Below are 14,191 nucleotides of genomic sequence, written 5' to 3' on the forward strand. Positions count from 1 at the left end.
GGGGCCCCCGGCCCCTCGCGGGGGTCCAGGGGGCAGCGCCCCCTGGGCTTGCGGCCTGGCGGGCTCGGGGCAGCGCCTCAGCGCTCGGCCCACAGGGCGCGTGTGCCTTTCACGGCCAGGCGGCACAGGGGGCGGCCCTGGAAGTGCAGCACGGCGAAGGGCGCACGCGGGGCGGGCAGGGCCTGCCCGGCCAGCAGGCGGGCGATGTCGTCCACGGAGTCGGCGTGCACGGCGCAGGCAGGGTCGGCGGGCAGGATGGCGCGCAGGCGCGGGTTGGGGCGGAAGCGCCCGGCCTGGAAGCGGCCCAGGGGCAGCCCCTGCCAGGCCAGCCCGGGCGGCAGCAGGGCGGGGGCCAGGCGGTGGACGAGGAACAGCGCGTCGCCGAAGCGCCGGGGCTCGCCGGGGGGCAGGCCGGAGAAGTCGGCCCCGGCCTGGGCGCAGGCGGCGGCCTCGGCGGCGGTCAGGCTGGCGCCTTTGTGCGGCGCGGTTTCGGGGGCTGGCGCCGGGGTTTCGGAGGGTCGCCCCGGGCGGCGCAGTCGCGCGAGGTAGAAGCCCTGGCCGCCCGAGGCGTCGCCGTCCACGGGCAGCACCCCCTCCAGCCCGGCCACGGCGGGCGGGCGCACGGCGAAGCCGGGCGGCGGGGCCAGGGGGTCCAGTTCCAGGCCCAGGTGGTCCAGGGCCCAGGCGGTCTGGGCCTCGTTTTCCGCCGGGCTGGTGGTGCAGGTGGAATAGAGCAGCGCCCCCCCGGGGGCCAGCAGGACCGCCGCGCGGGTGAGCAGCTCGCGTTGCAGGCGTTCCAGGGGCTCGGCCTTGGCGCCCTGCCAGCGCCGGGCCTCGGGGTGCTTATCCAGGGTGCCCAGGCCCGAGCAGGGCGGGTCGAGCAGAATGAAGGGCCACGAGCCGTCGGCCAGGGGCGCGGCCTGTCCGGGGAAGGAGCAGGTGGCGCAGGCCAGGGCGTTGACGCGCTCCAGGGTCCGGCGCAGGGTTTCCAGGCGCGCGCCGTTGGGCTCGTTGGCCAGCACGAAGCCCCCGGGCCCCACGAGCAGGGCCAAAAGCCCGGTCTTGCTGCCGGGGCTGGCGCACAGGTCGAGCACGGCGGCGCCCGGCGGCGGCGCCAGCAGCAGCGGCGGCAGCATGGACGATTTGTCCTGCACATGGATCAGCCCGAAGAAGTTGGCCACGCTGGAGCCCAGGGGCCGGGGCTCGGCCAGCAGGCGCTGGGCCAGGGGCGAGAAGGCCTCGGCCTCGAAGGCGTAGCCCTGGGCCTGCAGCAGGGCCCGGGCCAGGGGGATGTCTGGCCCGGGGCAGGCGAAGCGGAAGGTGCGCCCCGGGGGGGCGGCGGGTTCGGTCATGGTTCCTCGCTCTGGCGCGGGCCTTTGCGCGCGGCGCGCCGGGGGCAGGATAGCCCGGCGCGCCGCGCGGCACAATGCCTGACGCCGCCGGGCGGCCCATGAACCTTTTGCGTCCGCGCCAAGAAGGTGCTACAGGGAGGTTTCTCCGGCGCCCCCCAGGGGCCGACCGATACCGCGAACCTCCCCGGGCCCCGGCCCGGACAGACGCATCCAAGGAGCGCACAGATGGGTTGTATCCGCATGCTGGCGGCCTGCATCCTGGCCCTGACCCTCCTGCTGCCCGGCGCCGCCGGGGCCCAGGAGCCCGCCAAGACCTTCGCCGTACTGCCCTTTGCCATCAACGGGCCGGACAAGTACCAGTATCTGTCCCGGGGCATCCAGGACATGCTCGTTTCGCGCCTGACCTGGCCCAACAAGCTCGTGCCGCTGGACAAGGACAAGATCGCCGCCGCCGTGAGCGCCGCGCCCACGGGCGACGCCGAGGCCGCCGCCCTGCTGCCCGCCCTGGGGGCGGACTACGTGGTCTGGGGCAGCGTGACCATGCTCGGCGAGCAGTGCAGCCTCGACGTGCGCGCCACCAGCGCCGAGGGCACCGTGCCCGAAAGCGCCCAGGCCGAGCTGAGCGGGCTCATCCCGGCCCTGGAGGGCGTGGCCAAGAACCTCAACGCCAGCGCCTTCCAGCGCGAGCAGCCCCAGGCCCAGGCCCAGGGCGCCGCCAAGAAGCGCGTCAACGTCATGAACCCCGAGCTGGTCCACAACGAGCGGGACAACACACAGGAATACTACATCAACCCCGAATTCCGCTACCAGGGCTCCCAGGACACCCCGGGCCGCTGGCGCAGCCCCTCGCTGCCCTTCATCTCCGTGGGCATGATCGCCGGGGACGCCGACGGCGACGGCAAGACGGAAATGTTCTTCCTGAGCGAGCGCTCCGTCCACGCCTACCGCCTGGATGGCGACAAGTTCCAGCCCCTGGCCGAGATCGCCCCCGGCGGCAAGACGGACATGCTCAACATCAACCTCATCGATCTCAACGGCGACGGGCTCAAGGAGATCGTGGTCTCCGGCTTCATAAAGGACGGGCCCTACTCGTACATCTACAATTTCAAGGACGGCAAGTTCGTGCCCGTGGCCGAGCGCATCAAGCTGTTCCTCAACGTGGTCAACATGCCGCCCACCTACCAGCCGACCCTGGTCGGCCAGCGCCCGGGCCGCAACAACGTGCTCAACGAGACCCCCGTGCACGAGGTGGTCAAGGTCGGCAGCGAATACACCCTGGGCAAGCGCGTTCCGCTGCCCTCCAGCGCCAACGTCTTCAACTTCGCCTACCTGCCGCAGAAGGGCACCGACTACAAGATCCTGATCATCGACAGCAGCGACCACCTGAACATCTACACCCCGCGCTTCGACCTGCTGGCCACCACCATGGAACAGTACGGCGGCTCCGCCCTGGGCTTCGAAGTGCCTGATACCATCGCCGGCTTCGGCACCAACCGCGACCAGTACGTCAACATCTACTACCTGCCCCTGCGCATGCTCATCACCGACCTGGACAGCAACGGCGAGTTCGAGGTCATGGTCAACAAGGACATCTCCGTGGCCGCGCAGTTCTTCCAGCGCTACCGCTTCTTCCCCAACGGCGAGATCCACTCCATGTTCTGGGACGGGGTGGGCCTGTCCCTGGCCTGGAAGACCCGGCGCATCAAGGGCACCGTGTCGGACTACGGCCTGGCCGACGTGAACAACGACGGCGTCACCGACCTCTACGTGTGCCTGAACACCTACCCCGGCCCCGCAGGCATCGCCCAGCGCAAGACCGTGGTCTTCGCCTACACCCTGGACACGGGCAGCCTCGAAGCGCCCCTGGACAGGGAGGCCGAGTAACCCCGCCCCGGGCAGGCACCGCCCGCCCGGGACACATCGCCCAAAGGGAGACACGCAGATGAAGGCACACCGTCACCTGGCCGCGCCCACCGGCAAGGCCGCCCTGCTCCTGGCCGCGCTGCTGGTGGCTGCGGCCTGCCTGCTGCCCGGCGCCGCCCGCGCCCAGGCCATCACCCTGTCCTACGCCAACTTCCCGCCCGCGCCCACCTTCCCCTGCATCCAGATGGAGCGCTGGGCCGAAGAGGTGCGCGCGCGCACCCAGGGCAAGGTCGAGGTGCAGACCTACCCCGGCTCCACCCTGCTGAGCGCCAAGAACATGTGGAGCGGCGTCATCCAGGGCCAGGCCGACATCGGCTGCATCTCCCTGGGCTACCAGCCCGGCGTGTTCCCCATGATGAGCGTATTCGAGCAGCCCCTGGGCTTCTCCAGCGCAACCTCGGCCAGCCAGGCGCTGTGGGAGTTCTACGCCGCCCGCAAGCCCGAGGAGTTCGCCCGCGTCAAGGTGCTGACCCTGTTCGCCAGCGCGCCCTCCAACATCATGTGCAAGGTGCCCGTGACCAGCCTCGACCAGTTGAAGGGCATGGAGCTGCGCGCCTCGGGCGGTGCCTCCCAGGTCCTGGAGATCCTGGGCGCCACTCCGGTGTCCATGCCCGCCTCCGAAACCCCCGAGGCCTTGCAGAAGGGGCTCATCAAGGGCGTGCTCTCCTCCTTCGACTGGCTCAAGGACTTCAACTTCGCCGAGCACCTCAAGTACCAGACCGTGACCAACTTCGTGGTCTACCCCTTCGCGGTGATCATGAACCTCGACAAGTGGAACGCCCTGCCCGCCGATGTGCAGGCCGTGCTGGACGGCCTGTCCGCCGAGCAGGCCGAGTGGACCGGGAAGTACCTCGACGCCCACGTCCAGGAGTCCCTGGACTGGTCGCGCGAGAAGTACGGCATCGAGATCGTCGAGCTGCCCGAAGGCGAGCTGGCCAAGGCCGAAGCCGCCCTGGCCGTGATGCTCGACGACTGGAAGGCCCAGGCCGCCGCCAAGGGCGTGCCCGCCGACGAGGTCCTGGCCGAGGCCAAGGCCCTGCGGCAGAAATACGACAAGTAGCCGCCTGGCGGCACCACAGGCGCCGGGGGGCCAACGCTCCCCGGCTCCCTTTTTGTGCAGCGGACCCGTCACATGAAAGCCCTCGCCCTGCTCGACTCGCTCTGCGCCGCTCTGTCCCGGGTGCTCCTGGCCCTGGGCGGTCTTTTCCTCGTGGCCATGATCGCCCTGGCCTGCGCCAACATGTTCATGCGCGGCGCCCTGAACGCCCCCATCCGCGGCACCTACGAAATGATGGGCTTCCTCGGCGCCCTGGTCTGCGCCCTGGCCCTGGCCCCCACCCAGCTCCAGAAGGGCCACATCGCCCTGACCATGTTCAAGGGCATGCTGCCACGCCGCGCCGAGCAGCTGGTGGACGCCGTCTCCCACCTGGCCTGCGGGCTGTTCTTCCTGCTGGCGGCCTGGCGCACCGCGCTGTTCGGCCTCTCGCTCATCGAGTTCGGCGAGCTCTCCGAAGACCTGCGCATCATCTACCACCCCTTCGTGTTCGCCGTGGCCCTGGGCTGCGCCACCCTGGCCCTGACCCTGGCCCGCGACCTGCTGCACGCCCTGGCCGGCACGAGGCCGCGCCCATGACCCTGGCCACCATCGGCATCCTGGGCATCGCGGCCCTCATGGCCCTGCTGTTCTTCCTGCGCATGCCCGTGGGCTTCGCCATGGGCATCGTCGGCTTCCTCGGCTTCGCCCACGTCATCTCCATGAACGCCGCCCTGGGCATGCTCGGCACCGAGCTGTGGAGCGTCTTCTCCTCCTACGGCCTGACCGTCATCCCGCTGTTCATCTTCATGGGCCAGATCTGCTTCCACTGCGGGGTCAACAAGCGCCTGTACACCGCCGCCTACACCTGGACCGGCCAGGTGCGCGGCGGGCTGGCCATGTCCACCATCCTGGCCTGCGCCGGGTTCTCGGCCATCTCCGGCTCCAACACCGCCACCGCCGCGACCATGAGCACCGTGGCCCTGCCGGAAATGAAAAAGTACAACTACAACCCCGTGCTCTCCACCGGCGCCGTGGCCGTGGGCTCCACCCTGGGCGTGGTCATCCCGCCCTCCGTGGTGCTCATCATCATCGGCCTGCAAACCGGGCAGTCCATCGCCAGGCTCTTCTGGGCCAGCCTCGTGCCCGGGCTGCTGCTCACCGCCCTGTTCCTGATCACCGTCTGGCTCGTGTGCCTGCGCCACCCCACCTGGGCGCCCGCCGGGCCGCCCACCACCTGGGGCCAGAAGCTGCGCGCCCTGCCCGGCTCGGCGGAAATGCTCGTGCTCTTCGCCCTGGTCATGGGCGGGCTGTTCGCCGGGCTGTTCACCCCCAGCGAGGCCGGGGCCGCAGGCTCGGCCATCGCCCTGCTCATCAGCCTCGCCAGCCGCCAGCTGACCTGGCGCCGCTTCACCGCCGCCTGCGCCGACACCCTGCGCGTGTCGTGCATGATCTTCATGATCGTCACCGGCGCCGTGCTCTTCGGGCGCTTCCTGGCCGTCACCCGCCTGCCCTTCGAGACCGCCCAGTGGGTCGCCTCCCTGGACATCCCGCACTGGGTCGTCATCTGCATCATCTGCGGCATCTACGTCATCGGCGGCGCCATCATGGACGCCCTGGCGCTGCTGCTCATCACCATCCCCATCTTCTTCCCCGTGGCCGAGGCCATGGGCTACGACCCCACCTGGTTCGCCGTCATGGTCACCATCGTCACCACCCTGGGCGCCGTGACCCCGCCCGTGGGCGTGTCGGCCTTCATCGTCTCCAGCATGGCCACCGGCGTGCCCGTGGCCAGCATCTTCCGCGGCATCAGCTACTTCCTCGCCGCCTATGTCGTCTGCCTGGCCCTGCTGCTGCTCTTCCCGCAGTTGGCGCTGTTCCTCCCGGGCCTGATCCGCTAGCATCCGCCCATGCCCCCCGATCACGCCGACAACCCCCCCCGCGGCGGCGTCCGGCACCTGGAGGTCAGCCCCGAGGAAGCCGGACAGAAACTGCTGCAATTCCTCACCCGCAGGCTCGGCCCCGACGTGCCCGGCTCCCTGCTCCTGCGCCTGATCCGCAGCGGGCAGGTGCGCGTGGACTCCGCACGCAAAAAACCCTTCGACCGCCTGCTCGCCGGGCAAACCGTGCGCCTGCCGCCCATCCGCGTCGCCGACCCCGCCCCCGGCACCGCCCCGCTGCCCGCCCTGACCATCCTCGCCCAGGGCCCGGGCTGGATCGCCGTCGCCAAACCCGCCGGACTGCCCTCCCAGCCCGGCACCGGACACGCCGACGCCGCCAGCACCCGCCTGGCCGCCATGTTCCCGGACGCCACCTTCACCCCCACCCCGGCCCACCGCCTGGACCGCGACACCTCCGGCATCCTGCTCGCCGGAACCTCCTACCAGGGCCTGCGCAGCCTCCAGCAGGCCTTCGCAGCCCACTCCCTGCGCAAGCTCTACCTCGCCCGCGTCCACGGCACCCTCGCCCCCGGCCAGACCCTGACCCTGCACGATACCCTGGCCAAATCCGGCCCCCCGGGCCACCAGCGCACCACCACCAGCGCCAACGGCAAACCCGCCCTGGCCCTGGCCCGCTGCCTCGAAACCGATGCCCGGACCTCGCTGCTCGAACTCGACCTGCGCACCGGGCGTACCCACCAACTGCGCGTCCAGCTCGCCAACCGCAACCTGCCCATCGTCGGCGACCGCAAATACGGCCAGCCCGACAACGCCCCGCGCATGATGCTCCACGCCTGGAACATCACCCTGCCCGACGGGACGGCGGTCCGCCTGGAGCCCGACTGGTAGGCCGGGCGGAGGGGCGAAGGCGGAAGACCGGGAGAGGGGGGAGCGGGGGGCTTTTTCTGGCGCCAAAAGCCCCCCGCTCCCCCCTCTCCCGGACCCACACCCCCCTCACCCCCAAAATGCGCTCTCGGGGGAAGGGTTGAGGGGTTTTTGGGGTTGGAGGAAGGGGCCAGAGAAACGGGCGGGACCTGCCCCGTGACCAGCCAGACCCCAAAAACTTCGAGCCGGATTCCCGCAAGGGAATCCGGCTCGGGGTTCTTCTTCGGCCTGGCCAGCTCCTCCCCATCTCCCCGCCCTGCCCCCGCCCCGGGTGGTTGCGGCGCTTCGCCGCAGCCAGCCGGGGCGGCGTATGGGGTCGAGGGGCCCGTGGCCCCTCGCGGGGGTCCAGGGGGCAGCGCCCCCTGGCGGGGTCCGGGGCAGCGCCCCGGCGGCCTACTCGGACAGGATGGGCTCCTGGGGTTCGGTGAGCAGGAAGGAGCCGTCGAGGATCCACTGCTTGAGCTTCTCGGCGATTTCCAGGGACATGGAGTAGCTGGTCATGGGCACGGTCTGGACTTTTTGGCCGTTGAGCTCGATTTCGCCGGACTTGAGTTCGGCGAAGGTGACGTGCTTGAGGATACGCGGCATGCAGTTGGGGTAGTCGTAGCCGTAGTCGCGCACGGGCATTTGGATATCGCTGTCGGCGACCCCGGTGAACCAGGCCATGTCCTCGTTGAGGATGGGGATGGGGATGCCCACGCCCACGGACAGGGAGCAGCCGTAGCCGATCATGGAGACGCCGCGCAGGTAGCGGGCGTCCATGCCCTTGAGGTCGCCCTTGAGCATGAGGGTTCCGGCGGGGGTCAGGGGGATACCGCGCTCGTTGCGCTGGGGGTTGGCGACGTGCTGGGTTCCGGCGCCGAGCACGTAGCCGATGCCTCCGCCGAGGAAGATGCGCGTGCCCAGGCCGATGGTCTTGAGGAACGGGTCGTTGAACAGGGGCGAGAGCTGGCCTGCGGTGGCGTAGTTGGCGTTGCGCGCGTTGGGCTTGAGCGGGCCCATGTAGGTATAGATGAGCCTGCTGGTGAGGTTCACGGCGCAGTTGTAGTTCTGGTAACAGTTGCGCGGGTTGAAGAGCTGCGCGTAGGGCAGGTCGGCCAGGGTCACGTCCTTGTCGATGTCGCGGCGCGGGTAGCAGTCGGTGCCGTAGCCGTTGGCCTTCAGGTGGACGGCCTTGCCGCGCGCGAGGTCTTCGATGACGTGGCCGCCGCCGTACTTGAACTGGCCGGGGTAGACCTTGTTCAACGGGTCGTCCACGGTGGGTTCGGTGGCGCCGAGGTAGGAGTCCACGGCGGCGAGGCCGCCGTAGCAGGGCACGCCGCCCAGCCAGACGTTGGAGCATTTGATGGTCGGCGGGTTCTTCTGGCCGATGTTGAAGAGCAGGCCGGAGGAGCACATGGGCGAGAAGGTGCCGGTGGTGACGACGTCCACTTCCTTGGCGGCCTTTTCCCTGCCGCTTTTCCTGACGACCTCGATCATCTCTTCGGCGTTGAGCACGACGGCCTTGCCGGAGCGGATGCGTGCGTTGATCTCGGCGATGGTCTTGTTCACCTTGAAGCTGCCCATGAAGCTCTCCTGCGGTCTTGATTCCCGGGGCAATGAGTTCCCGGGCCGTCCATGCTGGCCGAAAACCAGGGTGAAGGCAACGGCTTTTTTCCACAGCTTGCGGGCCTGGGGGTATGGCCCGCAGGGCGGCAAAGCACTTGGCTTGCCGGCCCTTTTGGGGTATAAATCACCAGTTGTCCGGCGCCAGGTTCAGCCCTTTTCAACATGCTGTTTTTTCAGCATCTTCGTCCACCCGAACACGCTCCTGCGGGCCGGTCCCGCAGACATGGAATCCATGAGTTCCCAACTGAAGGAAACACTGCGCCAGCACCTGCAAAAGGCCTATTCCGGGCAGGAGCTCAAGCGCTGGTTCGACCCCTTGCGCCTGGAATTCAGCGAGCCGGACAAGCGTCTGGACATCGGCTTTCCGCACGCCTTTTTCGCCCAGTGGTTCCAGGGCGCGGTGCAGGAGCGTTTCGAGCAGGAGTTACACGCCTTTTTCGGGCCGGGCTATGTCTTGAGCTACCAGAGCGCCGCGCCGGTGGCCGAGGCCGCCGAGCAGCGCCCCGGGGAAGCCAAGTCCATCGACTTCCCCTTCGGCCACCAGTTCACTTTCGACAACTTCCTGACCAACAAGAAGAACTTCTTTCCGCTGACCACGGCCCGCGAGGTGGCCAAGCAGAACGACATCATCTTCAACCCGTTCATTGTCAGCGGCGAGGCGGGCTCGGGTAAGACGCATCTCATCAAGGCCATCGCCAACGAGGTCAGCAAGAAATTCAGCCCCGAGAGCGTGTTTTTCGGCAGCGTGGAGGACCTCTACAACCTCTACAACGGCGATTTCGACAACGACCGCTTCAAGGCCCGGACCCACGTCTACAAATACCGTTTCCTGTTCATCGACGAGTTCCAGCTCATCAAGAAATACAAGGGCTTCCAGACGGAGCTCATCAATCTTTTCAATTATTTCTACGACAACAAGAAGCAGATGATTTTTTGCTGCTCGGACAAGCTGCCCTCCTACGAATTCCTGGACCCCAAGCTCAAGAGCCGTCTGGAGTGGGGGCTGATCGTCAACCTCAAGCGCCCGGACCTGGACATCAGGGTGCGCTATATCGAGCAGTATTGCCGCCTGAAGCGCATCAACCTGACCCGCGAGCAGGTGCTGAGCCTGGCCCAGCGCTTCACCGATTTGCGCTTCTTACAGGGAATTCTTCTTAAATTCTACGCATATAAAGAGTTTGTGAACAAGGCGTTCACCGACAGGGACTTCGAGCAGATCCTTTCGCAGACCGCAGGCACGGCCAGGAAGCAGATCCGCCCCGAGGTGATCATCGAGACGGTGGCCGAGCATTTCGAGGTGGACAAGAAGGATCTGACGGGCACCAGGCGCCACAATCAGGTGGTGCGCGCCAGGCAGCTGGCCATGTTCCTGTGCCGCGAGCTCATCGGCAGTTCGTACCCGGCCCTGGGGCGGCTGTTCGGCGGGCGCGACCACTCCACCGCCCTGTATGCCATCAAGAAAGTGAAGAAAATGCAGGATGACAACGCGGAAATGAAAAACATAGTGACACTGCTCAAGCGCAAGTGCCTGGCCCGGGGCTAGGGCCCGGGGGCGGTGTGCGCATCCCGGGGCTCCGCGCCGGAATGCGCCGCAAGGGAATCCTTATAAAGTGAATGAAACCTGAAGGTTGATTGTGAAAGGAACACGGGTGACAGCCCTGCTTCCACAACCAATTCTTTTCATCAATGAACAGAAGAAGAGCAAGGAGAGCGCGATGTACCTCAAGGTCTTCAGGGACGACATCATCGAGGGGCTCCAGAAATCGGCCGCCATCATCCCCGCCAAGACCGGGGCGGCAGTGCTGCGCACCATCTGGCTCAAGGTGGAAAACGATAGCCTGCGCATCATGTCCACGGACTCCAACCTGGAGTTCTGCGGCTGGTATAACGCCGAGATCGTCGAGAAGGGGCTGGTGGGCGTCCAGGGCCGTTCGTTCTACGACCTGATCCGCAAGCTGCCCCCGGGGCAGATCACCCTGCGCGTGGACCAGGACGCCCAGCAGCTCTCCATCCAGCAGAACAGCCGCAAGTACAAGCTGCCCACCAACGAGGCCAGCTGGTTCACCGATTTTTCGGAATTCCCCGAGGAAGGCTCGGTGTTCTGGTCCGGCGATTTCCTGCAGGATCTCATCGACCGTACGGCCTACTGCATCAGCGAGGAGGACACCATGGAGGCCATCGCCTGCATGAACCTGACCCCCTCCAAGACCACCGAGCACATCGAGGCCTGCGGCCTCAACGGCCACCAGTTCGCCATGACCCGTTTCCTGCAGGACGACCTGCGCGCGCTCTTGCCCGAAGGCGGGGTGCTCATCCAGCGCAAGTTCCTGGCCGAGCTGAAAAAGTGGCTCTCCGCCGACGAAATCGAGCTGAACATCGACAACAAGCGGCTGTTCTTCCGCACGGCGGACAAGAAAGAGCAGTTCAGCCTGCCGCTGTCGTTCTACCAGTACCCCGACTACAACGCCTTCCTCTCCAAGATCCGCGAGGACGGCGTGTGCCAGCTCACGGTGGACCGCCTGGAAATGGTGGACACCCTGGAGCGCATCATGATTTTCAACACCGACAACAACCGCTGCACGTATTTCCAGTTCGCTGGCAACGAGCTGACCCTGTACAGCCAGGGCCAGGACGTGGGCACGGCGTCGGAATCCCTTGAGGTGGAGTTTTCCGGCGACCTGAAAAAGATCGCCTTCCCCACCCGCAACCTGATCGAGATCCTCAACCACTTCCAGTCCGAGAAGGTCACCTTCCGCCTGACCGGGGCCGAAGGCCCCTGCGGCATCGTCGGCGCCGACGACTCCGACTACCAGGTCATCATCATGCCGATGAAGATCGTCGAGGAGACCTACTACAGCGAGGAAGACGGCAACTAGCGCGGGCAACACCGAGCACTCCAACGAGGTAGACACACTCAATGACCCAGAACGGAACCAAGACCAACAGCTACAACGCCGACAGCATCACCGTGCTGGAAGGCCTCTCCGCCGTGCGCAAGCGCCCGGCCATGTATATCGGCTCCACCGACGTGCGCGGCCTGCATCATCTGGTCTACGAGGTGGTGGACAACGCCATCGACGAGGCCATGGCCGGATACTGCGACAAGATCGTGGTCAACCTGCACCTGGACAACTCCGTGACCGTCATGGACAACGGCCGCGGCATCCCCGTGGACATGCACCCCAAGGAGCACCGCCCCGCCGTCGAGGTGGTCATGACCGTGCTGCACGCGGGCGGCAAGTTCGATAACGATTCCTACAAGGTCTCGGGCGGGCTGCACGGCGTGGGCGTGTCCGTGGTCAACGCGCTGTCGGAATACCTGGAAGTCACCGTCCAGCGCGACGGCCGCAAGTACTACCAGAAATACGAGCGCGGCACCCCGGTGACCGAACTCAAAGACATCGACTCCTCCATGGATACCGGAACCATCGTCCGCTTCCGGCCCGACGAGGAGATCTTCGAGGTCAACCAGTTCATCTACGACATCCTGCGCAAACGCTTCCAGGAGCTGGCCTACCTCAACTCCGGCCTGGAAATCGACTTCCGCGACGAGCGCACCCAGCGCCGCGAAAGCTTCAAGTACGAGGGCGGCATCATCCAGTTCGTCAAGGACCTGAACACCGGCTCGGGCAGCGTGCACGAAATGGTCTCCGCCTCGGGCGAGCTGGACAGCATGACCATCGACTTCGCCCTGCAATACAACCAGACCTACAAAGAAAACGTGCTCACCTTCGCCAACAACATCCGCACCAAGGAAGGCGGCACGCACCTGGTGGGCTTCAAGACCGCGCTGACCCGCGCCATCAACAATTACATCGAAAAGTCCGACCTGCCCAAGAAGCTCAAGACCAAGCTCACCGGCGACGATGTGCGCGAGGGCCTGACTGCCGTGGTCAGCGTCAAACTGCCCCGCCCGCAGTTCGAGGGCCAGACCAAGACCAAGCTCGGCAACTCCGAGGTCGCCGGACTGGTCTCCACCATCGTCTACGACAGGCTCAACACCTTCTTCGCCGAAAATCCTAAGGACGTGAAGAATATCGTCGAGAAGGTCGTGGACGCCGCCCGCGCCCGCGAGGCCGCCCGCAAGGCCAAGGACCTGGTGCGCCGCAAGGGCGCCCTGTCCGACAACTCCCTGCCCGGCAAACTCGCCGACTGCCAGACCAAACGCCCCGAGGAATCCGAACTGTTCATCGTCGAGGGCGACTCCGCAGGCGGCTCGGCCAAACAGGGCCGCGACCCGCGCATCCAGGCCATCCTGCCCCTGCGCGGCAAGATCCTGAACGTCGAGAAGACCCGCTTCGACAAGATGCTCGGCAACAAGGAGATCAAGGCCCTGATCACCGCCATGGGCGCCGGGGTGGGCGAAGAGGATACCGACTACGAGCGGCTGCGCTACCACAAGATCATCATCATGACCGACGCCGATGTGGACGGCGCGCACATCCGCACCCTGCTCTTGACCTTCTTCTTCCGCCAGTACCCCGGGCTCATCGAGCGCGGCAACCTCTACATCGCCCAGCCGCCCCTGTTCCGCATCCACAAGGGCAAATGGGAACAGTACATCACCGACGAGGGCGAGTTCATCGGCTACCTGCTCGGCCGCGTGGCCGACGACATGGAGGCCCAGGCCGAAAACGGCACCTCCTTCCGCAAGGGCGAACTGGTGGCCCTGGTGGGCAAGATCGGCGCCATCCAGGACAAGACCCGCGAAGCCGAAAACGTGGCCATCGCCAAGGCGCTGTTCAAGGCCGTCATCTCCTTCGAAACCAAGCTGACCCCCGCCTCGATCAGCAACGGCGAATGGATCGCCTTCGAAAAATACATCGCGGCCCAAGGCTGGGATACCGAACTCGAAGTCTCCGACGACGATGTGGAAACCCGGCGCTACGTGGTCTTCGACGACCGCAAAGGCCACCGCACGCGCATCGGCGTGGAGTTCTTCAACTCCAAGCTCTACCGCCACGCCCACGAAACCCTGGCCGGCATCCTCGCCGCCTGCGGCGGCCAGCGCTTCACCCTGGTCAAGAAAGACGAACGCCTGGACCTGGGCGACATCTTCGCCCTGCACACCGCAGTGCTGGAAGAAGCCCACAAGGGCATCGGCATCCAGCGCTACAAAGGCCTGGGCGAAATGAACCCCGAACAACTCTGGGAAACAACCATGAATCCCGAGAAACGAACCCTGCTCAAGGTCACCGTCGAAGACGCCGTCGAGGCCGACGACCTGTTCTCCAGCCTCATGGGCGATCAGGTCGAACCGCGCCGCGCCTTCATCGAACGCAACGCGCTCATGGTCGCCGACCTGGACATCTAGCGCCTTGCAAGGCGCTGCCGGGGCGCTGCCCCGGACCCCGCCAGGGGGCGCTGCCCCCTGGACCCCCGCGAGGGGCCGGGGGCCCCTCGACCCCATACGCCGCCCCGGGTGGCTGCGGCGAAGCGCCGCAACCACC

The 14,191-nt window shown here is 66.7% G+C and carries 10 protein-coding genes; 8 read left to right on the forward strand and 2 right to left on the reverse strand.

Features of this window, described 5'->3' with window-relative positions:
• Nucleotides 1–77 precede the first annotated feature (77 nt).
• Complete coding sequence (locus G495_RS0113925; protein ID WP_028588294.1) at nucleotides 78–1,352, reverse strand: RsmB/NOP family class I SAM-dependent RNA methyltransferase; 1,275 nt, start codon at nucleotides 1,350–1,352, stop codon at nucleotides 78–80.
• Nucleotides 1,353–1,577: 225 nt separating this feature from the next.
• On the opposite strand from G495_RS0113925, the gene G495_RS0113930 reads away from it, so the two are divergent.
• From G495_RS0113930 to G495_RS19335, 5 genes are all read left to right on the forward strand, one after another.
• Complete coding sequence (locus tag G495_RS0113930; RefSeq protein WP_028588295.1) at nucleotides 1,578–3,236, forward strand: FG-GAP repeat domain-containing protein; 1,659 nt, start codon at nucleotides 1,578–1,580, stop codon at nucleotides 3,234–3,236.
• A gap of 58 nt (nucleotides 3,237–3,294) precedes the next feature.
• A complete protein-coding gene (locus G495_RS0113935; protein WP_051445400.1) occupies nucleotides 3,295–4,335 on the forward strand; it encodes a TRAP transporter substrate-binding protein in 1,041 nt (346 codons plus the stop codon).
• A gap of 72 nt (nucleotides 4,336–4,407) precedes the next feature.
• The gene (locus G495_RS19330; protein WP_035252365.1) at nucleotides 4,408–4,908 is read left to right on the forward strand and encodes a TRAP transporter small permease; all 501 of its coding nucleotides are present in this window, start codon (nucleotides 4,408–4,410) and stop codon (nucleotides 4,906–4,908) included.
• Entirely contained in the window at nucleotides 4,905–6,209 is a 1,305-nt protein-coding gene (locus G495_RS0113945) for a TRAP transporter large permease (protein WP_028588297.1), read from the forward strand. The genes G495_RS19330 and G495_RS0113945 overlap by 4 nt, the downstream gene beginning before the upstream one ends.
• Nucleotides 6,210–6,218: 9 nt before the next feature.
• Complete coding sequence (locus G495_RS19335; RefSeq protein ID WP_084458304.1) at nucleotides 6,219–7,097, forward strand: RluA family pseudouridine synthase; 879 nt, start codon at nucleotides 6,219–6,221, stop codon at nucleotides 7,095–7,097.
• Between the two features lie 429 nt (nucleotides 7,098–7,526).
• Here G495_RS19335 and G495_RS0113955 read toward each other — a convergent pair whose 3' ends face one another.
• Nucleotides 7,527–8,699 (reverse strand): homocysteine biosynthesis protein, encoded by a 1,173-nt coding sequence (locus G495_RS0113955; protein ID WP_028588298.1) that lies wholly within the window; start codon nucleotides 8,697–8,699, stop codon nucleotides 7,527–7,529.
• Between the two features lie 274 nt (nucleotides 8,700–8,973).
• Between G495_RS0113955 and G495_RS0113960 the strand changes: the two genes are divergently transcribed.
• The 3 genes from G495_RS0113960 to gyrB all read left to right on the forward strand — a co-directional run bounded on the left by G495_RS0113960 (nucleotide 8,974) and on the right by gyrB (nucleotide 14,055).
• On the forward strand, nucleotides 8,974–10,284 hold the full coding sequence (locus tag G495_RS0113960) for a DnaA ATPase domain-containing protein (protein WP_035252367.1): 1,311 nt from the start codon (nucleotides 8,974–8,976) through the stop codon (nucleotides 10,282–10,284).
• A gap of 172 nt (nucleotides 10,285–10,456) precedes the next feature.
• On the forward strand, nucleotides 10,457–11,617 hold the full coding sequence (gene dnaN / locus G495_RS0113965; RefSeq protein WP_028588300.1) for a DNA polymerase III subunit beta: 1,161 nt from the start codon (nucleotides 10,457–10,459) through the stop codon (nucleotides 11,615–11,617).
• 41 nt (nucleotides 11,618–11,658) lie between these two features.
• A complete protein-coding gene (gene gyrB, locus G495_RS0113970) occupies nucleotides 11,659–14,055 on the forward strand; it encodes a DNA topoisomerase (ATP-hydrolyzing) subunit B (protein ID WP_028588301.1) in 2,397 nt (798 codons plus the stop codon).
• Nucleotides 14,056–14,191: the final 136 nt, after the last annotated feature.

The sequence above is a fragment of the Desulfocurvus vexinensis DSM 17965 genome, from assembly GCF_000519125.1.
Taxonomy (GTDB): Bacteria; Desulfobacterota; Desulfovibrionia; order Desulfovibrionales; family Desulfovibrionaceae; genus Desulfocurvus; species Desulfocurvus vexinensis.